The 22,250-nt window shown below is 69.2% G+C and carries 11 protein-coding genes and 1 tRNA gene; 5 read left to right on the top strand and 7 right to left on the bottom strand.

All coding sequences use genetic code 11. The features are described from left to right. Positions 1–193 precede the first annotated feature (193 nt). Positions 194–3,613, bottom strand: coding sequence for a hypothetical protein (locus tag ABFX18_RS05670; protein WP_346057689.1), 3,420 nt, complete (start codon positions 3,611–3,613; stop codon positions 194–196). 166 nt (positions 3,614–3,779) lie between these two features. Here ABFX18_RS05670 and ABFX18_RS05665 point away from each other — a divergent pair. Continuing rightward, positions 3,780–3,853 (top strand) — tRNA-Met (locus ABFX18_RS05665). A 286-nt stretch (positions 3,854–4,139) separates the two neighbouring features. Here ABFX18_RS05665 and ABFX18_RS05660 read toward each other — a convergent pair. Both ABFX18_RS05660 and ABFX18_RS05655 read right to left on the bottom strand, forming a co-directional pair. Next, positions 4,140–7,151 carry a UPF0182 family membrane protein gene (locus ABFX18_RS05660; RefSeq protein WP_346057688.1) on the bottom strand — a complete coding sequence of 1,004 codons (3,012 nt, stop codon included), beginning with the start codon at positions 7,149–7,151 and terminating at the stop codon, positions 4,140–4,142. Positions 7,152–7,257: 106 nt separating this feature from the next. Further along, positions 7,258–8,400 (bottom strand): YlbL family protein, encoded by a 1,143-nt coding sequence (locus tag ABFX18_RS05655; protein WP_346057687.1) that lies wholly within the window; start codon positions 8,398–8,400, stop codon positions 7,258–7,260. 131 nt (positions 8,401–8,531) lie between these two features. Here ABFX18_RS05655 and ABFX18_RS05650 point away from each other — a divergent pair, with 131 nt between their 5' ends. Next, positions 8,532–9,932, top strand: a complete 1,401-nt coding sequence (locus tag ABFX18_RS05650; protein ID WP_346057686.1) for a zinc-dependent metalloprotease — start codon at positions 8,532–8,534, stop codon at positions 9,930–9,932. A 117-nt stretch (positions 9,933–10,049) separates the two neighbouring features. Then, positions 10,050–10,931: a hypothetical protein gene (locus tag ABFX18_RS05645; protein WP_346057685.1), complete on the top strand. Its 882-nt coding sequence runs from the start codon at positions 10,050–10,052 to the stop codon at positions 10,929–10,931. On the opposite strand, the gene ABFX18_RS05640 is transcribed toward ABFX18_RS05645, so the two are convergent. Beyond that, complete coding sequence (locus ABFX18_RS05640; RefSeq protein ID WP_346057684.1) at positions 10,887–12,587, bottom strand: ATP-dependent helicase; 1,701 nt, start codon at positions 12,585–12,587, stop codon at positions 10,887–10,889. The two genes, ABFX18_RS05645 and ABFX18_RS05640, sit on opposite strands and share 45 nt — an antisense overlap. Then, positions 12,584–13,645, bottom strand: coding sequence for an NAD(+) diphosphatase (gene nudC, locus ABFX18_RS05635; RefSeq protein WP_346057683.1), 1,062 nt, complete (start codon positions 13,643–13,645; stop codon positions 12,584–12,586). Before nudC ends, ABFX18_RS05640 begins: the two co-directional genes overlap by 4 nt. 126 nt (positions 13,646–13,771) lie before the next feature. Between nudC and ABFX18_RS05630 the strand changes: the two genes are divergently transcribed. Continuing rightward, positions 13,772–15,064, top strand: coding sequence for a phosphotransferase (locus ABFX18_RS05630; RefSeq protein ID WP_346057682.1), 1,293 nt, complete (start codon positions 13,772–13,774; stop codon positions 15,062–15,064). Here the strand turns inward: ABFX18_RS05630 and ABFX18_RS05625 are convergent. Then, the gene (locus ABFX18_RS05625) at positions 15,015–18,536 is read right to left on the bottom strand and encodes an ATP-dependent helicase (protein WP_346057681.1); all 3,522 of its coding nucleotides are present in this window, start codon (positions 18,534–18,536) and stop codon (positions 15,015–15,017) included. The genes ABFX18_RS05630 and ABFX18_RS05625 overlap by 50 nt on opposite strands. Beyond that, positions 18,533–21,808, bottom strand: a complete 3,276-nt coding sequence (locus ABFX18_RS05620; RefSeq protein WP_346057680.1) for a PD-(D/E)XK nuclease family protein — start codon at positions 21,806–21,808, stop codon at positions 18,533–18,535. The genes ABFX18_RS05625 and ABFX18_RS05620 overlap by 4 nt, the downstream gene beginning before the upstream one ends. Before the next feature lie 171 nt (positions 21,809–21,979). Here ABFX18_RS05620 and ABFX18_RS05615 point away from each other — a divergent pair, with 171 nt between their 5' ends. Next, a complete protein-coding gene (locus tag ABFX18_RS05615) occupies positions 21,980–22,204 on the top strand; it encodes a DUF3107 family protein (protein ID WP_090148145.1) in 225 nt (74 codons plus the stop codon). Positions 22,205–22,250 lie beyond the last annotated feature (46 nt).

The following is a 22,250-nucleotide window of genomic DNA, read 5'->3' as shown; positions in this document are numbered from 1 at the left end:
GCTCCCTTCGTGTAGGTCTAGCTTGACCTCCCTTCCTATGAATTTCGCTTGGAGTACCTGCAGAGCATCTGCACGCCTCGGTCCCGCGTGCACTTCGTACGCTCCGTTTGGCACGCGTCGTGCCGACGCCCGGCCCTTCCGAGCATGCACCTCGCTGGAAGGGCCGACCGCCGGCACGATTACCGGCCTTCCCTCACTCTCCCGAGGACGCCATATCGCGGCACTCCCGGAAGACGATCGGGCCGCGCCGGTGTCGGCGTACGCCCCAGGCCAGCGCGGCCCCGCCGAGGATCAGGAGCGCGCCTCCCCCGGCGATCCACGCGGCCGCGGCTCCCTCTCCCGTCGTAGCGAGTGCGGGCGCCGCACCCACCGGGCGGACCTCGAAGTCCTCGCTCGGAGCACCGCAGGCGCCCTTCGCCACCACGTGCTCCTGTCCGGCCTCGATCATGACGAGGGTCTCGACGTAGCCGCCGAGTCCGACATGCTCGGGACGGGTGAGCACACTCCTCGATCGGTACGTTCCCGGGCCGTCGACCACGACGCCCGCAGCGTCGCCGAGTTCGGCGAGTTCGTGCTCCGGCGAGCACACGAGCGCACCGTGTGCATCTCGCCCGTACGCGCTGAAACGCACCCGGAATTCGATGCCATCGCGCTGCACGATGGGGCCGCCGACGAACGCCCGGTCGAACATCGGCTGCCCGACCTCCACCGAGCCGGCCGAAACCGTGCGCACGGTCGGCGCCTGCACCGTGGTCGTCTCCTCTGGCATTCCGCATGCTCCGCGGTGCAGTTCTCGCTCCGCCCCGTTCTCCCACTGCGACAGCGTCTCCACCCACCAGATGGTGTCGCCGTATTCGGGGAGCGCCGTGATCTCCGGCGAACGAACCGTGCCGGGCTCGGTGACGCTGACTGGATCGAGCGTGAAGAGGAGGTTGTCGTCCGTGCAGTGCGCCGCGTCCGTTCCCGTGGCCGATGCCTCGCCCCGATACCCGCGGAAGACGACGCGGTGCTCCACGCCTGCACGCTCTGCGAGGACACCGGTGATCGTCGCCTCATCGCTGATGAGGTCGCCGATCGCGGAGAACGCCGCCGCGTTCGTGGTCACCTCCGGTGTCGTGATGTTCGTCGTCTCGCTGGCGATGCCGCACTCGCCCGTGTGCATTGCCACTCGAGCGTCGCCCTGGATGAGCCACAGCGTTTCGACCCACCAGACCGCGCCGACCCAGTCCGACTGTGCGACGACGCTCGGGGAGACGATCTCGCCCGGGCTCGTCACCGGCACGGCCGATGTCTCGAACAGGAGATTCTCTCGTGTGCACACGGCTCGCCCGCCCCCTTCGTCCGGAGCCGGCTCCTTCGCTACCCCGTCACCCGCGTCTCGCGGTGCGGTCCCCGCGCCGTATCCGGCGAACGTCAGTTCCCACCGAGCGCCGGCGTTCTCCGCGAGCGCCCCCGATACCACCGCGGTGTCGGAGATCTCGGCGCCGACGGGAGCGGTTTCCGTCGCCAGGGTCTCGACCGACGGGCGCCCGATCGTCGTGGTCTCATTGGCAAGACCGCATTCGCCGCGGTGCAGCGTGCGGGGCCCATCCGGGGTCTCGAGGTACAGCGTCTCGATCCACCAGACCGTCGTGCCATGCTCGGGTCGCGCGGTGAAGCCGGGCGAACGCAGGTCGCCGGTCCCGGTGACGGGAATCTTCTCGGAACGAAAGATGATGTTCTCGGCGCTGCAGCTCGGTTCGACTGCCGTGCGCACCTCCGGGGTGTCCTCGATCGCGCCTTCCGGAGCGCGGTAGGCCTCGAAGCGCATCGAGTACGTCGCGCGTTCCGCAAGAGCGCCGGACACCGTGGCCACGTCATAGAGCTCGTCGCCGAGCGCCGCTTCCGAGAGCGCCTGCGTGACGACGGCCGGCTGATCGATCCTGGTCGTCTCGTTGCTCAGCCCGCACTCGCCCTCGTGCACGGTCTTGCCGTGCGACACGACGCGCTCGACCCAGTGGATCGTGCCTCCGGATCGCACCTGCGTCTCGGGCGACGCGTACGCTCCCGGCCCGGGAACGGCAATGCCGGATGCGCGGTGGACGGGTTGCGCGAGACAGCGTTCCTCCGCGGAGAGCGATTCGAGTTCGGCTTCGCTCCAGGTCTGCGGATCGCGCCGTTGCTCCAGCACGGGGTCGCGACCGCGCAGAGGCACGGGCGCCCCCGAGCTGTCGCGCACCGGAGTGCCGTCCTCCGCCAGCTCGAGCACGGGGTATGGAGTGCCGTCTGCGGCAACACCCGCCGTCGGCGCACCATTCTCGTCGGCCACCGGAATGCGGTTCCCCGCTTCATCGAGCAGCGGTTCTCCTGCGGCATCCGCCCACCACTCCTCCCAGAGCAGCGCTCCGGTTGCAGGGTCTTCCGCTTGCGCCTCATACGGATCGCCCAGTACCGGCTCCCAGTGCTCGTCGAACTTCTGCGCCCCGGCGCTCGGCTCCAGGTACGCCGTGAAGTCGGCGACCGCGTCCGGCCACATCTCCAGGGTGCTGTCCGGCGTCTCTCGAACGATCAGTCGATCCAGCATGGTGCCCCCTACCGTGGCGTCCGGCTGCGCCTGAGAGGTCGCGATCGGTGGGGCCGGGGGCGCAGGAACGTCCTGATGCACGCTGGGGAAGCGACCTCCCAGGTCCGCCGATTTCGAACTGCCCGTGGCGACTGCGATTCGCTGCCCACTGGCTCCCGAGGCGGTCGCGGTGTCGTGGACGTCGAGCACCGCATCCCACCCGGCCGTGCCTCTGGCCTCCCAGGAGCCCCCGAGCGTGATGCGACGCGCACCGGGGTCTGCCTGGACGTAGCGAGCCGAAGCCTCGGTACTCGGAACTTGGAGCGTCGCAGCATCATTGCGCACGAACGTGCCGCCAGTGACGCTGAGCGTCGTGGTGCCCTTCGGGTACGCGACCCGGTAGCGGCCCTGCTTTCCGCCGGGGTCAGGAGTCACCTGCAACTCCCCCGTGACGGGCTTCGCAGCCACCGGCGGTTTCGCATTCGCCTTCGCGTCGGCATAGAGCCGGTCGGATTCCGCGATGAGGTCCCGGCCACGGGCTGAGCTCAGCAGCACACCGATCTTCTGGTCGAGGGCCGGATTGCCCGCGGCGAAGTTCTCGCGCATGCGCCAGATCGTCAGCTGCACCGCAGCAGCGGTCCACGCATCCCCAGTCTGACCGTGACGGTCCATGAGGTAGTTCATCTGCCTCATGCCGTGTTCGTCATCCCACGCCGGGAACATCCCGGCGATACCCGGCAGATACGGGAGTCGCCCGAGTGAGGCGATGTACCCCGACGGTTCGTGGCGACCGACCTCGATGCAGTACGCGCGAGTACCGTTCGGCATGACGAAGTTCGAGATCGTCAATCCACCGGCGAACGAGACTTCTTCTCCTCGTGATAGCGCCTGAGCGGGAGTCGGCGGCGCGAAAAGGGCGGAGCTGAGCGCGAGGGCGGCGACGACGAGACCTGCGAGCGCCATCCCGGGCACCGATCGCACCACTCGTACCGTCTGCATCTTTCGCACGGTGTGCGAATCCCGAGCGCGTCTCCCTCGCCACCCTCCGTTCAGCCAGTTCACCTTGGTCATGCCCAACTCCTTTCGACACCGCGATCACATGCGGACGACTCGTGAAACGGAGCGTCCTGCAGCGATCGTGGCCTGGAGAGCAGGTACGGCTCGTGAGCTCTCCACACCCACTGGGCTCGCGAGAATTGCGCCTGATTCCGCGACGTGCTAGAGTTGGGTCTCGTGCCGCGGGGTGGAGCAGTTCGGTAGCTCGCCGGGCTCATAACCCGGAGGTCGTGGGTTCAAATCCCGCCCCCGCAACGAAGAAAAGCCCTTGATCTGGAGTTCTCTCCCGACCAAGGGCTTTTTGCTGTGCTTCAGGAGTGCACTGATGGAGTGCGCACCGCCCCACTTCCGCGCATGTGAGCGAACGCTGCGCCCGAGATCGACGGTTCGGCCGCGCGCGCCTCAGCCATGTGAGCGACGACAACGAAACGCGCACGCGTTGCGGGCGATCGAGGTGCGCGCGGCAGCCCGCACGCTGAAACGCAGACCGGACCGGATCGACTCGCGTCGTCCCGGTCCGGTCTGCTCCTGAGGCTGAGCGCTACTCCGCTTCGAGCGCCGCCTCGATCGCCTGCTGCAGACGCTCGTCGGCTTCGCCGTAGGCGGCCCAATCGCCCTTCTGCATGGCAGCATCGCGTGCCTCGAGAGCGTCCTGCATTTCCGTCAGGGTCTCTCGGAGGGTGCCGGTCGCACCCGAACCCGCGTCACCGGCACCGGTGTCACCCGAGTCGGGATCCTCCGCCGCCGGGTCCCCCGTCGTGGGGGTCGTGCCCGTATCACCGGCATCGGCGCCGGAGTTGCCTCCGAAGAGTGCATCCAGTGCCTCGTCCAGCGTGTCCTCGAAGGCGATCTGGTCGCCGAAGGCGACGAGCACCTTCTGCAGGATCGGGAAGCTCGTGCCGGACTTCGCTTGCACGTAGACGGGCTGCACGTAGAGCAATCCGCCGCCGACCGGCAGCGTCAGCAGGTTGCCGCTGATGACCTGGCTCTCGCCCTGGCGGAGGATGTTGAGCAGGTTGGAGACGTTCGAGTCGGTGGTGAAGCTGTTCTGCACCTGCCCCGGCCCGGGAATCGGGTCGCCCTTCGGCAGCGTCAGCAACTTCAGCTTTCCGTAGTCCTCCGAGACCGTTCCGTCTTCAGAGCCGGCGTTCGAGTTCGCTGCGAGATACCCGGTGAGGATGTCTCGGGAGCCCTCACCCGATTGATCCGGAATGTACGTCGAATAGATCGAGTAGTTCGGATCCGCATCGGCTCCGGCCGCGAGCGTCAGATAATACGGAGGCTGAGCGAGCTTCGCCGCACCCGCGGTCGCGGTCGACACCGGATCATCGGGCGTGCGCCACTTGTCCTCTGCCGAGTAGAAGGCGTCCGCGTTCGTGACGTGGTACTCGCCGAGCATCGCGCGCTGCACCTTGAACAGGTCGCTGGGGTAGCGAACGTGGCTGAGTAGGTCGCCGCTCATCTCCGAGACGTCTTTCAGCGTGCCGGGGAAGATCTTGCCCCACGACTTCAGCAGCGGATCCTCGGTATCCCACGCGTAAAGGGACACGGAGCCGTCATACGCATCCACGGTCGCCTTCACGGAGTTGCGGATGTAGTTGATCGGCTTGCCGAGCGGATCGCGCTCGGAGGCGTCAGCGTCCACCGTGAGCTCGTTCATATCCGAGGATTCGGAGTAGGGGTAATCGTCGGAGGTGGTGTAGCCGTCGACGATCCAGACGACGCGCCCGTCGACCACCGAGGCGTAGGGCGCCTTGTCGACGGTCAGGTACGGGGCCACCTTCTGCACGCGGTCGACCGGGTTGCGATCGTACAGGATCTGCGAGCCGTCGACGACCGCGCCGGAGAGGAGCACCTCCATGTCCTGGAACTTGAGGGCGTAGATGAGCTTCGTGAAGATGTTGTCGAGCACGGGGCCGCCATCGCCCGAGAAGGTGGTCATGTTCTGACGTCCACCGTCTTCACCGGCCTCCTCCGCTTCGACGCTCTGCTCGGTCGCAGGATCTTCAGCACCCGGCTCGGCCGGCTCGGCGTCTGCGGCCTCCTCGGCGGAGGCTTCGGCGTTGCTCTCGGCATCGGCGGGGAAGTCGAGCTCGATCGCCTTCGAGCGCTCTCCACCCACGATGGAGTACTCCGGGGAATCCATGCCGAAGTAGATGCGCGGTTCGAAGGTGCCCAGCTTGCCGCTCGTCGGAATACCGTTCTCCAGGAAGACCGGCTCGCCCCCGGGCGATCGCTGGTTGCCGAATGCCGCCACGAGCCCGTACCCGTGGGTGTAGACGAGCGTCCGGTTGTACCAACCGGTCTGCTCTTCGATGTTGATGTCGCGTACCGCCGACACGGTGTCCTCCACCTGGCCGTCGATCTCGTAGCGATCGACGTTCAGCGATCCGGGGAACTGGTAGTACTGACGGATCTGCTCGAGCTGAGCGAAGGTGGGAGAGACGATCTCGGGGTCGATGATGCGAATGTTCGCGGTCGTCGTCGCGTCGTTGCGCAGCGCGCCAGGCTCGGCGTCGGTGACCGCGTCGTACCGTTCCTTCTCGACGTCCTCGATGCCGTACGCGGCACGGGTGGCCGCGATATTGCGCTCGATGTACTCGGACTCGAGGCTCTTCTCGTCGGGCCCGACCTGGAACTGCTGCACGGCCCAGGGGTAGCCGACGCCCAGCACGAGGCTGGACGCTATCAGCAGCGCCGTGCCGATGACCGGCAGACGCCACTTGCCGGTGAAGGCCGTCACGATGAACAGGATCGCGACGATGATGGCGATTCCCGCGAGGATCTGCTTCCCCGGGATCACCGCGTTGACGTCCGAGAACATCGCACCCGTGCGGATGCCGGAGCTCCCCGTCAGCGTGCGGTACTGATCGAGCCAGAGGCTCGCGGCCTGCAGCACGAGGTACAGGGTCGCGAGCACCGCGGCCTGAATGCGCGTCGACTTCGAGACGCGAACGTCACGACCGGAGAACGCGATGCCGCCGTAGAGGTAGCTGGTGGCGACGCCGGCGATCAGCGCCAGCAGCGTTGCGGCCGAGGCGAACGCGACGATCCCCTGCAGCATGGGCAGATCGAAGAGGAAGAACGAGATGTCGAGACCGAACTGAGCATCGGTCTCCCCCGTGTTCTCGCCGTTGAACCAGAGCAGCACGCTCTGCCACTGCGCGGCGGTGCTGAATCCCCCGAACAGGCCGACGACGGCGGGCAGACCCCACTTGACGAGGCGACGGAGCGGTTCGAAGAGCTCCTGGTACCGGTCGAGCTGGGCAGTCAGTCGCGCGTAGACGGGGCGCTTGCGGTACGCGATGTCGATCGCGAAGAACACGGGCACCGCGATGCCGAGGAACCCGATCAGGAACGTCGCTCCGGCGGCGAGCCATTGCGTGGTGAGCACCGGCAGGTAGCCGGTCTGTCGATACCACATCACTTCAGCGAGCACCGCGGCCACCGCGAGGAAGCCGAGAATCAGGATCACCACCAGCACGACGGTGATCGCAAGCGGCGAGAGCCGGCGCTGACGGGTGGCCTGAGCCGGGGGGTTCGGGTCGGTCACGTCTTCGTTCACTTTCCTGTCCAGTGCGCACGCGATGGTGCTGGGCGGGGTGGGTCACTTCACCCTACCGGGCTGCGCTGGTAAAACCCGGGGGCGGTATCGGCATCTACGACGATTGAGACCGAGCTGAAATCTCGGCTCCGCAGCGCTCCAACCCGGCGGGGGTGTCGCCTGAAGCGGCGGTTTCTATCGCGTCGATCGCCTCGGTGAGGGTCGCGACCGGCGCGACCCTCAATCCGTCGGGTATCCGCTCGGGAACATCGGCGCAGTTGCCGAGGGGCATGAGAAAGAGGTCGCTCTCCGCTCGAGCCGCCGCCCACATCTTCTGCTCGAGCCCGCCGATGGGCCCGACCTCTCCGGTATCGGCCATCGTCCCTGTGCCGCTGACGGTCATCCCGTCGAGCATCTCCCCCGGGGTCAGCCGATCGTACATGGCGAGCGAGAAGGCCATGCCGGCGCTCGGGCCGCCGATGTCCTCGAGCTGGATCTCCACCTCGCTCGGGAGCTCGAAATCCGTCGCGACGGTGGCCCCGATCAGCGGTTCCGTCGCCCCGTCCGGGATGGTCGGGGTGAGCTCGACATCGACCGGTTCCCCGTCGCGCTCGATGCCGACCCGCAGCGGCTCGTCGCCTCCGGTTGCGATGGTTCGTTCGCGAAGCATCGCGAAACTCTCGATGGGCTCGCCGTCGAGCGCGACGAGACGGTCTCCCGGCTCGAGCACGCCGTCCGCCGCGCTGCCGCCCGCGACCTCTGCGACGCTGAGCACGACGTCGACGTCGTTGCCGACCTCGCGGAAAGCCGCCGCGGCGGCGAGCGTCTGCGAGCTCGCCATGAGCGCCGTGTTCTGCGCATCGCGATCATCGGAGGTCTCTCCGTCGCGGAAGAAGTCGCTGAGCGGCGCGATGCGCTGCGACGGGTCGACGACCGCGGGCAGGAGCGAGAGCCAGCTGCGTCGCCGGTCAGGGTCTCCGAGGATCTGCACGGTGAGCAGGTTCAGCGTGCCGCTCGTCGGATACGTCTGAGCGTCGGGGAACGAGACGACGGGCTCCGTGGCATCGTCCACGGTGACATCGCCGAGCGTGTCGACCACGGGGCCGGGTCGCTCGATGACGTACGGCGAGGGGATCGCTCCTGCGAGCAGCACCGGAATCGCGAGTGCGCCGACGATCCAGAGGCCGCGACGCCGCCCTCGGCCCGCGTCCGCCTCGTACTCGACGTCCGAACGTGTCCTGCCGATGTGCTGACCCAATGCTCTCCTCGTGCACCCCGCGCCTGTTCGCAGTCGGCGCAATGGGAATCGCCGAGCGTCGGTCAATCTAGCAGGCGCATCTGAGCACCGTGCCGTAGCGTTATTCGTGAAGCAACGACGAAGGAGCGGCAATGAGCGCGAACGACCACGACGGCGCTGAGCGCCCCGATTCCGGTGGCGATTTCGAAGAGCTGCAACGCATTCTGCGCGACATGCTGTCGGGCACCGGCGGTTCGCCGGCGAACGGGTTCGATCCCGAGCAGTTCGCGAAGGCGGCGGGCATCAACGTCGACCCCCAGGCCCTCCAGGGCCTGTTCGGCACGCTTCAGGGCGCCATGCAGAATCCCTCGGCCGAGATCGACTGGTCGGTCGCGCGGAAGACCGCGATCGAGGTCGCCTCTGGCGACAGCGGTTCGGCTGATCCTGCAGCTGCCCTCAGGGCGTTTCCCGTCGCGGCACTCTGGCTGGACGAGGCGACCGAGCTGGGGCCGACTCCCGACGCACCGAAGACGTTGTCTCGCATCGAGTGGGTGCAGCAGTCGATCGACACCTGGGTCGGGCTGGCCGAGCCGGTGGCCGAGTCGATCACGCGCGCCCTGATGAGCGCGCTCGAGAGCCAGATGCCGGAGGAGCTCGGGACGGCACTGCAGGGAGCCACCCCGATGCTGCGCAGTGTGGGCGGCGCGCTCTTCGCCGTGCAGCTCGGAACGATCGTCGGTCGTCTCTCCGGCGAGGTCGTGTCGGCTGGAGACATCGGGATCCCGCTGCTGTCCGGTGCGGGGCGCGAGGGCGGGGCGCTGCTCCCGGCAGGGGTTGCTGCGTTCGCCGAGGGCCTCGATCAGGATCCCGAGACGGTGACGCTCTACCTCGCGATCAGGGAGCTCGCCCACGCCCGGCTCTTCCGCCACTCGAAGTGGCTGAGGCTGCATCTCCTCACCGCGATCGGCGATTACGCTCGCGGCATCAGCATCGATACCGGACGCATCGAGGAGCTCGCCCGGGATATCGACCCGCAGCACCCCGAGCAGATCCAGGAGATCATCTCGAACGGCGCGCTGATACCGCCGAAGACGGAGGCGCAGGAGGCCGCGCACGCACGGCTCGAGACGATGCTCGCGCTGATCGAGGGCTGGGTGGACGTGGTGACGGCGGACGCCGCCAAGCGGATCCCGGGGGCCGACGCGGTGGCGGAGATGGTGCGCCGCCGCCGCGCCACCGGCGGACCGGCGGAGCACGCGTTCGCTGCGCTCGCCGGGCTCGAGCTCCGCCCGCGTCGGTTGCGCGAGGCAGCGGCGCTGTGGCGGCTCGTCGGCGAGCGGAGCGATGTCGCGACCCGCGACGGGCTCTGGGCGCATCCCGATCTGCTGCCCTCGTCAGAAGAACTGGACCATCCCGCTCGGCTGCTCGAACGCCTCGGCCTGGCCGGTGCGACGCCCGACGCCGAAGCCGATGAATTCGACGCAGCGATCGCTCAGCTGCTCGACGGCGAGTTGCCCCCGCACGAGGGCGACGCGGGAGATCGTCAGGACTGAACAGGCAACCACGATGCAACGCCGCTCACAGGTGTGAGTGAAACGGCATCGGCGCGCTCGAGCGGATGAGCCTGTGGATATCGCACGAACGGGGATTCGAGCGTGCACACTGCTCCCATGGATCCCCTGCTGACACGACTCGACCCCTCGCTCCCGATCTGCTGGGAGGACCCGGACACCCTCAGGGTGGGTTTCGAGCACGCCATCGCACGCGTGCGACGCCCGACGGCTGGAGTGCAGCGCTTCATCGGCGTACTGCGTCGTGGAGTGGATACGGACCGCCTGCCAGACGAGGCGCGCCGAGCCGGAGTGACACTCGGTGAGGCGCGAGCCGCCGTCGCACAGCTCGGGCCCGCATTGCTCGCGCAGCGCGCCGCGAATGCGACTGAGGCCGCGGCGCCGTTGACCGCGCAGATGTGCGACGGCGGACGCCCGGTGGCGGCGCTGCGCGAAGCCCTCCTCGAGAGCGGGGTGTGTCGGTTCCCAGCTCGCAATGAGTCGTCTGCATCCGGAGACATCGATCTCGTCGTGTTCGTGGAGCGCTACTGGGAGCCGCTCGAGCGCGCGCAGCGCTGGCTGATGGAGGGGGTTCCGCACCTGCTCATCAGGTTCACCGATGGGGCGGTGCACGTGGGGCCGATCATCGACGCCGACGGCCGGCCATGCCACACCTGCATATCGCTCGCGCGAGTCGAACGCGATGCCGCGACCGCGGCCCTGGCGGCACAGCTCGCCGGAGCAGCAGTCGCAAGCGAACGACGCGACGCCGCCGTGCTCGCCGGAGCGTACGCCGCCGGCCTCATCCGCGCCTGGAGCGCCGGCGACTCGGCCGCGCATCGCACCCGCATCGTCCTGCCGGTTTCACGAGCGCTCTCGATCCCCGCGCCGCGAGTGGAGCAGGTCGAACCGCACCTCGACTGCGCCTGCGGGCCGCCGTCACTCGATGACGACGGCTCACGTGCCGGCGGCGATCATCCCCGCCTCGCTGATGAAGCGTGAGGGCTGCCGCGCGGTACGCCCCCCGCCCGCGACCCCGGAGAGCCGGAGCATGTCTCTCGCGCGGGTGAACGCCACGTAGCAGAGCCGGCGCTCCTCGTCGATCGCAGCCTCGTCGGTGGCGTGCGTGATCGGCAGCAGCCCCTCACTGAGCCCGACGACGTGCACCATCGACCATTCGAGCCCCTTCGCGGCGTGGATCGCGCTGAGGGTCACCGCGTCGAGGGTCGGCTCGTGCTGCGTGCGCTGCCGCGCGAGCAACTCCTCGCTGAACTCACGGATGCCGGTTCCGGGCGGCATCTCGTCGACGAGGCCGAGGAGCGCGCCGAGCGCTTCCCACTTCTCGCGCTGCGCCGCGCCCTCCGGCGCCTTCGCCGACCATCCCCCGGCACGCAGCACGTCGCTGACGATCTGAAACAGGGGGCGCGTGTCCGCGACCTTCGCCTCGCCGCGGATGAGCATCACGGCTTGCCGCACATCGGCGCGCTCGAAGAACCGCTGCGCGCCGTGCACGCGAGCGCTCAGCCCGCGCTGCCTGAGCGCCTCCTCGAAGCGCGCCGACTGCGCGTTGGTGCGGTACAGGATCGCGACCTCGGACGCCGGGGTTCCCGCGCGCACCGCCGCCGCGATGGAGTCCGCAACGGCCGCGGCTTCGTCGTGATCCGAGGCGAACCACTCGAACGTGGGCGCTGCCGCCGAAGCGGCAGTCGCGTCCGCGCGTGCTGCCCGGAGCGTGAGGGCGCCGGGCCGATCCCGCATCAGCCTGTTGGAGATGCGGACGACGGGTTCGGTGGAGCGGTAGTTGCGCTCGAGTCGGATCTCGCGCGCCCGCGGATACTCCGCACCGAATCGCAGCAGGTACGAGCTCGAGGCCCCCGCGAAGGAGTAGATGGTCTGGCTCGCATCACCGACGACGCAGAGATCGTCCCGATCCCCGAGCCACATGCGCAACAGCGAGTGCTGCAGCGGCGAGACATCCTGGTACTCGTCGACGGTGAAGAACCGATAGCGTTCCCGCACTTGGAGGGCCGCGAGGGGCTCGGTCTCGAGCATGCCGGTCATCAGCACGAGGACGTCTTCGAAGTCGATCTGCCTCCGCTCCTCGAGCAGCGCGGTGTACGCCCGCTGCAGGTCCACGAGGCGCTCCGGCGTGAGCCCCTGCGGGATGGGTCGACGCTCGACCTGATCCGCGTAGGCGTCGATGCTCAGCATGCGGGTCTTGCGCCATTCGATCTCCGCTGCGGCGTCGCGCAGCGCCTCGCCTCCGAGCCTGAGCCCGAGCGACTCGACCGCCTGCGAGATCGCCGCCACCTTGCCAGGGAGCATCTTCGGCGCGGCACCGCCGACGAGCTGCGGCCAGAAGTGGTTCAACTGCGCGAGCGCGGCCCCGTGGAACGTCTGCGCGCGCACGCCGTCAGCACCCAGCGCCCGCAGGCGGCCCTGCAGTTCTCCCGCAGCCTTCCGCGTGAACGTCACGGCGAGTACCCGTTCCGGGTCGTACACCCCGGTGCGCACCCCGTACGCGATGCGGTGGGTGATGGCGCGCGTCTTCCCCGTTCCCGCACCGGCGAGCACGGCCACGGGACCGCGCAGGCTCTCCGCGATCTCGCGCTGCTCGGGATCGAGAGCCGACAGAATCGCCTCGGCGTCTGAGCTCACGATGCCGTGGCTGAATCGACCGGTTCGACCGCGTCCTCGGCGACGTCCTCGGCGACCCATCGGTCGATCATCCACCGCGCGATCGAAAGCGGCATCGGCAGCGTGAGATCCTCGGCGGGCTCGCGGAGCTCGTCGCGCGTGAACCACCGCAGTTCCGATATCTCCGTCGGATCGGGAACCAGCGCTTCCGGATCGACCCCCGCCGCCAGCCGCGCCCGGAACCCGAGCATCAGCGAACGCGGGAACGGCCAGGGCTGAGACGTCACGTAGGCGATGTCGCCCAGCCGCACGCCGGACTCCTCGAAGACCTCGCGCTGGACGGCCTGCTCGAGCGATTCACCGGCTTCGACGAAACCCGCGAGCAGCGAGAAGCGACCCGGTTCCCAGAGCGCATTCGAACCGAGGAGCACGCGGTTCTCGTGCTCGATCAGCACGATCACCGCCGGGTCGGTTCGAGGGAAGTGCTCTCCGCCTCGCGCGTCGAGACGGGCCCACCCGCCCTGAGTCGCTGCAGTGCGATCGCCGTCTCGCGGCGAGTAGCTTGCGCTCTCGTGCCACCTCAGCAGTGCCGAGGCGACGCCGACCGCTTCTCGTTCGGCCTCGGTGAGGCGAGCACCGACTTGGAAGGGGTGGACCCAGAGCTCATCGCCCGGCTCGGCCTCTGCGCCGGCTCCCTCGTTCTCCACGGTGCGCGCATCGGTGCCCGGATCCTCGCCCGCGACAGGTATCGCCCTCGCGAACACGGGGGCGCCGTCGATGCGCCCCAGGAACACGTCCGTCACCCCGCGCGCATCGAGGCTCGACTGCGACGGATCTGCGGCGCTCGCGCCTTCCGGATCTTCGACCACCGCCGCGCGCGGCTCGCCGGTCGTCGGCTGCCACGCGAGCCGAGCCGCAGCGCCCTCGACGCGCACCGGGATCTCCACGCCACGGATGCGGAGCATCTTGGCCGAGGGGTCTCGCCACGCTTCGCCCAGGAGTTCCTGGCTCATGCGGGTCGCAGCGTCGCGATCGAGCGCGCCGCCCGCGAGTGGTGGCCTGGCCGGGTTCGAGGTCATGTGTTCCCCTGTTCAATCGCGCCGAGGCTGACGCCCGGACGCGTCGCTGCTTGGAGTTGCCGGCGGGCTGTCGCTCAGTGCGCGTGGCGAATCGACCGAGTCGACGCGCATGCATACCCTGAGTACATGGCCAGCATCCCTTTCACCTTAGCCGCGCTCTCGACCTCCGCGGTGCCGGGCCTCGTCGTGTTCGGAGTGCGCGAACACGAGAGCGACGATGCATTCGTCTCCGCGATCATCGCCACGGAGGATGACGAACTGCTCGTGCGCGTGCCGCGCACCCATCAGGCCGAGGTGCAGCAATCGGCGGAACTGCTGGGGCTCGCCGCGCTTACGGAGGGTCCGAGGAGCCGTCTCCCCTTCGCCGTGCCGACGGCTCTCGGGATGACTCGCGCCGGAGAGACTCGCGCGGTCGTGACGTCGTTCCTGGACGGGGCGCGTTTCGAGGCGGACGATCTGACGCACGACGCGATCCTGCTCCAGCCGCTGGCCGAGGCGATCGCCGCCATCCACGAACTCCCGCTCACCGTCGCACAGCACGGCGGCCTCCCGGTTCGTTCTGCGCAGGATCTGCGCGTGCTGGCGACTCGTCTCGTCGACCGGGCAGATGCGACCCGCCTCCTCCCCGAGACGGTGCGGCGGCGGTGGACGCACGTGCTCGAGACGTCGGACCTGTGGGATTTCTCCCCCACGATGGTGCACGGCTCGCTCGACGCCGAGCTGATCAGAGTCGACGAGGGCGCGATCACCGCCATTCTGGGGTGGTCGGAATGCTCGGTCGGCGACCCGGCAGCAGATCTCGCCTGGCTCCTCGCCGCGGGCCCTGACGTGCTGGACGGGATGATCGCTCGTTACGCTCGGGCGCGCAACAGCGAGTCGCTCTCGCATCTGCGGGCTCGTGCCGCTCTCTATCACGAGCTGGAGGTGGCGCGGTGGCTGCTCCACGGCACCGAGACGCACGATCAGACCATCATCGACGACGCGGTCACGATGCTCGATCGCATGGTCGGCAGCGGCGGCGCACTCGGCGCAGCCTTCACGGCCGCAGTCGCTGCGGCCCCGCTGAGCTCGGAGGAAGTGATCGCGCTGCTCGATCAGACTCCGGAGATCACCGACGCCCAGTCGGACACCGCCGCGTTCGAGGGGCTCGACGAGGATCGCATGTTCGGCGTCGACACCGATTTCATCGAGCCGCTCGACGCGGATTCGGATGGAGCCCAGGACGGTTCGTCGGAGGCGGACGCGTCGGAGACCCCCGATGCGGAGGAAACCGATGTGATCGATCCGCTCGATGTCTCAGGCGATGCTCCTCGGCCGGATTCGGCAGACCGGCCGAGTGCGCGACCGGCGTCGGACGGAGGAGAGCAGCTCACGGAGCCCCTCTCGGACGACGATCTGCCTCGCGGCTCTGCCCGCTGAGTGTCCCTGCCGCCTCCTGCCAGATCTCCTCGAGTGCACGCAGGCTTCGCGGCTCGCGTCCGGTGAGTTCCACTCCCTCCGCCACGTAGAACAGCGATACGTCGACGCGATCGGCATCGATGCCCGCCCACTGCGCGTATGCATGCCGGTACAGGTCGAGTTGGAAGAAGCGCGATTCGCGTTCCGCATCGTTCTTCGGCGCTCGCCCCGATTTCCAGTCGACGATCTCGAATCGGTCGTCATCGAGTCGGTATACGGCGTCGAGTTTGCACACCAGCGTTCGTCCGGCGAACGGGAGCGTCACCTCCTGCTCGACGGCGATCGGCTGCAGATCCGCCCACCGCGACCGCTCGAAGCGCTCGATCAGCGGCGCCAATTCGGCCGCCTCCGCGGTCGGGTCGGCTTCGTACCCGGCTTCAGCCGGTGCTGGAACTCCCACCCAGTCGATGTCGGCAAGCCCTGCGAGCGGCAGCTCGGTACCGCGAGCGGTGGTCGCGCGCCGTTCCACCCATTCGTGGAACCGGTTGCCGACGCGCGTGCGGCGGTACGGGCGCTGCGGCACGGGCCGGAGCCGAGACCGTTCGGCGGCGACGGGATCTTCGACGAACTCATGAAACGTCGACGCGGTGAGCCGTTCGGGCAGGTCAGCGTCTGACGCGATCACCGCATCCGTTCCCGCCGTGCCGTTCGCGAGCGCGCTGCGCTCTGCGAGCAGCAGGCGCACGGCTTCGTCCAGCGGCTCCTCAGCGTCTCCCTCGGCCACGCCGCGATCGGCCGCATCGGTGACCGCCCTCCGCACGACCTCTGCCGCGTGCAGCACGGTGCTCGATCGCGCCCCCAGCGGGTCGAGGGGCCAGTCGAGCGTCAGTTCGTCCCGCTCCGATGGGTCGGCGTCGAACGCGCTCGCTTCGGGGAGCCCCCCGATGACGCCCGCATCCTGCAGCTCCACGAGATAGGCCGAAGGTGAGCGGGGACGACGCTGACCGCCCCAGAACGAGCCGCTCAGCAGTACGCGACCGGCCGCTCGCGTGACGGCCACGTACGCCAGGCGCCGTTCTTCCTCCTGATGGCGGGCTTGCAGTGCTGAGCGATATTCGGCGATGCGGTCGCGGAGCTCCTGCTGCGTGGCCGCGATCCGCCAATTCAGGGCTGGACGCGACGCCGCATCGCCGCGGAGCTCGTCCGGCAGCTGGCCCGTGCGCAACCACCCGGCTCCCGCCCGCGCCTGCCCCGGGAATTCTCCTGCCACGAGACGTGGGACGACCACCAGGTCCCACTCGAGACCCTTCGAACCATGGGCCGTGATCAGCTGCACGGTCCCCGGCGCGGGCTCGGCGACGTGCTCCGCGGCTTCATCGGCCTCGAGAGCACGCTCGATCCATTCGAGGAGCGATGGCAGCGACCCCTCCGTATCCACGGCGAGATAGCCTTCGACGAGATCGGTGAAGGCGTCGAGGTTCGCGTGGGCGGCTGAGCTTCCGGCGAGGTCCCTCGCCTCGTTGGCGTCGAGTTCGATATCGATGCGCAGCGACTGCACGACGGCGCCGATGAGCTCGGGAATGCTCCCGCCCACCCCTTGTCGCAGGCCGGCCAGCATGCGCCCGGCCTCGCGAAGTCGTTCCCGGCCAACATCTGAGATGTTCGCCAGCGCACGATGCTGGAGGTCGCGCATTCCGGCGATCTGATCGAGCGCATCGATCAACGTGTACTGCCGGTCTGGATCGGGCAGCACCCGGTCGGGCGCCCGGTCCTCCGGCGAGAGCGGGCGCTGGGCGATGTCGCGCTCGCCGAACCATCGCGCGGCATCTCGCAGACCTGAGACATCGGCGACGCCGATGCGAAACCGCGGTCCGGTGAGCAGCCGGATCAGGTCTCCGCCGGCATCCGCGTACCAGAGGCACCGGAGCGCGCTGACGACGTCGGTCACCTCAGGAGTGGTGAGGAGCCCGCCCAGACCGATGATGCGGGCCGGAACCCCAGCGTCGGCGAGGGCGGCCCCGAACGCGGCCATCTGGCTTCGCGTGCGGAAGATCACCGCTGCTGTCGGCAGCTCGCCGTGCTCCTCGAGGTGCTGCTCTCGGGCGGATCGCACCCACTCTGCGACAGCGAGGCGTTCTTCATGCACGGTCTCCGGGTAACACCACTCGACGCTTCCGGTGCGGGCGCCTGGCCGGGGGGCGAGCCGGGGTACATCGACGGCCGACTCGGCGGCGAGGGGTGCGGCGATGGCATTCGCCGCGCCCAGCACGCTGACCGGATTGCGCCAGCTCGTCGAGAGCGTCAGTGTGGCTGGCTGCGTCCAGGCTGCGCCTGCATCGGCGGCGGCCGGGTCTGGCGCCGCGGAGCCGTCCGAGGGTTCGCGCCGACCCGAGAAATCCGAGTGGAACGACTGCAGGCCCTCGGCCGAAGCACCTCTCCAGCCGTAGATCGATTGATGCGGGTCGCCCACGGCCATCACCGAACCGCCCGCGAAGATGCGGGAGAGGAATCGGGTTTGCCCCACCGAGGTGTCTTGGACCTCGTCGAGCAGCACGACTCGGTGGCGTTGGCGGAGCACCCGGCGCGCTGCGGGCGACGCGTCGAGCGCGGCTGTTGCGAGCGCGAGCTGGTCGGGGAACTCGATCACCCCGCGCCGCTGCTTCTCCTGCGCGTATTCGCGCGCGAGTCGGGTGATGAGCGGCGTCTCGGCGAGACTCGCCACGGCGTCGCGCACCGGCGCGTACTGCTTGCCGCTCGGCGCTCGGCCGATCTCCTTCTCGTTGTAGGGCAGATGCTGGACCCGCGAGAATTCCTCGACGATGCGATCGACGCGGTCGAGTGAGGTCAGGTTGTCGGAAACGGCGTGGTCGAGTGCGAGCATATGCCGGATCAGCTCGGGAACGCGCAGTTCGCTCTCGACCAGACCGGGGTCGCTGCTCGACAGGAGGACCTCTCGGGCGATGCGCCAGGCGGTCGCCGTGTCGATCACGGCGGCTCCGGGAACGACCCCGGCGGCGATGCCGAATTCCTGCAGCACGCCGGCGGCGAACGCGTTGTAGGTGCTGACGTCGGGGATCTCGAGACCGTCGGCGAGCAGCTCGTGGAGCTCTCGTGAGCGCTCGCGCTCCTCCGCGGTGAGCACGCCGCGCTCTGCGGCGTCGCCGAGCCGCTCGGCGAAAGTGAACAGGCGCCCGGAGATGCGCTCGCGCAGCTCACCGGCCGCTTTCCGGGTGAAGGTGAGTCCCAGCACCTCATCGGGCGCCGCGAGTCCGTTGGCGACGAGCCACACCACTCGGTTCGCCATCGTCTCGGTCTTCCCGCTTCCGGCGCCGGCGACGACGAGCGTCGTGCCCCCGAGCGGGTGCTCGATCACCGAACGCTGCTCCGGCGTGGGAGTGAGCGGCACCGCCGGTGGGACGGCGAGAATCTCCGCGATGCGAGCGGCTGAGAACAGCGCGCGCGTCATCCGCGGATCGCGGTTCGACTCGCTCATGCGCGGCTCACCGCAGGAATCACGTGCAACCGGCAATTGCCCGGCTGATGCGGGTCGGAGCAGTGGTGCTCCACCCGAGCGGTAAATGCTCCGGCCGCCATGACGCGGGCCACGTCCGAGACTCGTTGGGCGAATGCTTCGCGCGCTTCGTCTGACAGGGGCTGCTGCACTCGTTCGATGAATCCCGCTCCTTTCACGGCGTCGGGATGCACGTAGAGCAGGCGCGCACCTCCGCTGATCTGCCCGGGCGCGGACGCCTCCGACTCCTGATCGCTCGAAGCCGGCGCGTCAGCGTTGAGGGCCGGACCCTCGAATGCGCCGAGCGCGACGCCCACCTGATACGCCTGCAGCTGCGCGTGCTCTTCGGCGGCGGCCTGGCTCGGGGGGACACGCCCTGTCTTCAGATCGAGCACGGTGATCTCACGGTCGCCGTCGCGATTCGTTCGCTGTTCGAGCCGATCGGCGACGCCTCGGAGAACAGCGCGGTCGATCGTCGCTGTGAACATCGCTTCCCGGCCGATGAGCGTCCGGTCAGAACCTTCGAACTCTCGCAGGTACTCGGCGAGGCCTGCGCTCATCGCGCGCGCGAGCTTCCGGGTCCGCTCCGCTTCCCACTCTGCGGCGAAGGGCAACTTGCTCCATTCTTCGCTCACGATCGCGAAGAGCTGCTCGGGATCGGAGTCGGTCGCCGTTTCGAACGCGTGGTGCAGCAGGGTCCCGAGACTCGCCTGGACGCTGCCCGAGCCGCCTCCGAGGCTCGACACCACCCAGTCGAGCGGGCAGTTCTCAGCGCGCTCGAGTTGCGATGGGCTCACGCTGACCCGGGCCTCTGGGTCAGCGTCGAGATCGACGAGCGGATCCGACGTGCTCGGCGGCAAGACCCCGTACCAGTCGTCGGGGTCGGCCCCGGGCACCTGCGCGCCAGCGAGTGCGACGAGTGCCCGCACCGCCTCGGTGTCATCGGGGTCGCGAACCACCCTGCGGCGCATCGCGGCGACTTGACCGCGCAGCGTCAGTCTGGCACTCGGCAACGAGTCGACGGCGTATTCTCGGCCGAGGCCGAAGAAGGCGCTGGGGTGCTGATGCTCATCGGCGACCGCGACGACCAGCAGCTCCCGACGAACGCGCGCGCAGCTGTGGGCGAAGAGCCGCAGTTCGTCGTGCATCGTGTCGCGCCGCGCCGGCGGCTCCGGCGCACCGCCGCGCAGCCAGCGTTCGAGCGCCGTCGCACCGACCAGCGAGCCGCGCGAACGCAGATTGGGCCATGCACCGTCTTGCACGCCGATCACAGCGACCAGGTCGAACTCCCGGCCGATCGCGCCCTGCGGCGTCGTCACCGTCACCGTCGATCGTTGGCTCCTGCGGGCCAGCGAGTCCTCGGGCACGGCGCTTTCGAGGAGATCTTCGAGCAGCTCCGCGATCGGCTGCGCGCTGTCCTGCTCTTCATGGCGCTGCAGCGCGAAGAACAGTCCCATCACCGCGTCGAGCGAGCGACTCGCCTCGTCGGCCCGCGCGCCGCGACCCGACAGTGCCTCGTCCTGCCAGCTCGAGGCGAGCCGCGCGCCGTCCCAGATCGCCCAGAGCGTCTCGCGCGGCGTACCGCCTCCCTCGCGCACCCGCTGCGCCGCCTGCAGCATCAGGCCGATCTTGCGGAGAGCCCGGCCACCTGCGCTGTCGATCATCGGAGTGGTTCCCGGGAACGCGACCGCCTCGACCACGAGCTCGTCGATGCTCACCGGGTCGCGCCCGGCAGCTGCGGCTTCTCGCCGCTCGTGCAGGACGAGGGCTCCGCGCAGTCGGCGAACGGCCACCGGGTCGAGGCCGCCGACAGCGCCGCCGACGAGGTGCAGGAGCTCTTGCGCGGATAGGGGCTCGATGCCGAGGGCATGCTGGAGCAGCCGCACCAGTTCCCGCACGATCCGGTGCTCGCGCAGCACGATTCCCCCGGCTGCGACGCCCGTGGGAACCTGATGGACGGCGAGTGCGCGGGCCACGCGCGTGGCTTCACCGCGACTGCGGCAGATCACGGCCATCTGACTCCAGGCCGCCGGCTCGCGGCCGCCGAGGCCCAGATGCCGCGCGCGGAAGCGATGCGCGATGACGCCGAGCTGCTCCGCCGCCGACTCGACGCGGGCGAACTGCACGGCGTCGTCGTCTGCACCGCCCCCTCGCGTTCCCGGCGCTGCCGCTGCCTCCCGTTGCGCACCCGCCGCTGACGCACCGATGCGCCGCGTCAGCCCCTGCACGAGCTGACGCACCCGAGCGCCGTGCCGGTGCACGGTCTCCAGAGTCACGAGCGTCTCACGTGCTCCGCCGAATCGACCGGCGCCGCCGACGGCAGCGGAGGGCTCGCGGCGGGCCAGTTCTCGGACGATTCCGGCGAGTATGCCCGTGCGTTCACCGTGAAAGGCCCCCGTCGCGATGTCGGGATCGCCGAACGCGCGGATGCGACTGCCTCGTGCGGCGCACGCCGCGAGCAGCGCGAGAGCCCCCTCGCCGAGCTCTTGCGCGTCGTCCACCAGGATGAGTCGCGGCACGGAGAACCCGTCGCCTGGCTCCGCGTCCGACCGCACCCCGTGATCGCGCACCGCTGCACTTGCCGCGCGAAGGATCGCACTCGGGCTGAGCTCCCCCGGCCGCTCTGCCGCTGCTCGCCGCATGGCCGCGCCGAGCAGCGCGAGCGCCGCCCGCCAAAGCCCGGCGAGATCGTCGCCCGGCCCCTCGGACACGGCGCGCGACGCCGCAGCTGCACGAGCCGCGTCGACCTCGGCGGCGAGCGCGGTCGGCGAGCGGTCGAAGTCGTCCAGCACGCGCCACAGGTCACGCAGCTCGGCGCGGAAGGCCGGTGTCCCGAGCACGTCAGCGCTGATGCCAACCGAACGCGCGAGAGCCGCGGCACTCCCCTCGGAGATGACATCTGCGAGGAGCTCGTCTTGCACCGTACCTGTGAGCAGACGCGGGGCGTCGGCACCCGCGAGCGCGTGTTCCCGCGAGAGCACCGCGAAGCCGAGCGACGCCGCCGTGCGCACGGGAGTTCCGCCGATCGCGCGTCCGACGGCGCGCTCGATGTGCCCGCGGAGGTCGGTGGCGGCGAGGCGATTGGGTGCGAGTGCGATCACATCCTGCTCCCCCCAGCCGGGCAGGTCGAGTGCGCGCCGATACGTCTCGACCAGCACCAGCGTTTTCCCACTGCCCGGAGCACCGATCACCCGAGCGTGCGCGTCGACGTCGAGCGCGAGCGCACGCAGCTGCGACGAGTCGAATGAGGTCATATCGTCAGCCTACTGACGGCCGCAGACACTGCGGGCCTCGCGCGCCCCCTCCCCGCCCCGCGTGCGCTGCTGGCGAACGCGACGGCTCCGCACGACCCCGGGCCCCGCGGCGGCCGTAGACTCGACAGCGATTCGACCCGTGGCCGTGCGCCACTGAACTCAGGAGGCCCCGTGGAAATCCGCATCGGTATCAAGCATTCGCCCCGCGAACTCGCGTTCGACACGGACTCGAGCGCGGCAGACGTGCGCGGCGTGATCGAGGAAGCGATCGCGAACGACGCCGCCCTCGTCACCCTCTCCGACGTGAAGGGTCATCAGTACCTCGTCAACACCGAGTCCATCACGTACATCGAACTCGGCGGCGAAGGCGGTCGGAAGGTCGGCTTCATCAGCTGATCCACCGCTCCTCCACGCAGCCCCGCGATCCGATCAGGATCTCGGG

This window comes from Leucobacter alluvii, from assembly GCF_039530485.1.
Lineage (GTDB): Bacteria > Actinomycetota > Actinomycetes > Actinomycetales > Microbacteriaceae > Leucobacter > Leucobacter alluvii.
Note: the sequence above shows the minus strand (reverse complement) of the source record. Positions and strands in the feature narration are given on the sequence as shown.

What these genes read in the sequence shown, in the direction of transcription:
- ABFX18_RS05670 (WP_346057689.1), bottom strand. Translation starts at nt 3,613, where the DNA reads ATGACCAAGGTGAACTGGCTGAACGGAGGGTGGCGAGGGAGACGCGCT.
- ABFX18_RS05650 (WP_346057686.1), top strand. Translation starts at nt 8,532, where the DNA reads ATGAGCGCGAACGACCACGACGGCGCTGAGCGCCCCGATTCCGGTGGC.
- ABFX18_RS05645 (WP_346057685.1), top strand. Translation starts at nt 10,050, where the DNA reads ATGGATCCCCTGCTGACACGACTCGACCCCTCGCTCCCGATCTGCTGG.
- nudC (WP_346057683.1), bottom strand. Translation starts at nt 13,645, where the DNA reads ATGACCTCGAACCCGGCCAGGCCACCACTCGCGGGCGGCGCGCTCGAT.
- ABFX18_RS05630 (WP_346057682.1), top strand. Translation starts at nt 13,772, where the DNA reads ATGGCCAGCATCCCTTTCACCTTAGCCGCGCTCTCGACCTCCGCGGTG.
- ABFX18_RS05625 (WP_346057681.1), bottom strand. Translation starts at nt 18,536, where the DNA reads ATGAGCGAGTCGAACCGCGATCCGCGGATGACGCGCGCGCTGTTCTCA.
- ABFX18_RS05620 (WP_346057680.1), bottom strand. Translation starts at nt 21,808, where the DNA reads ATGACCTCATTCGACTCGTCGCAGCTGCGTGCGCTCGCGCTCGACGTC.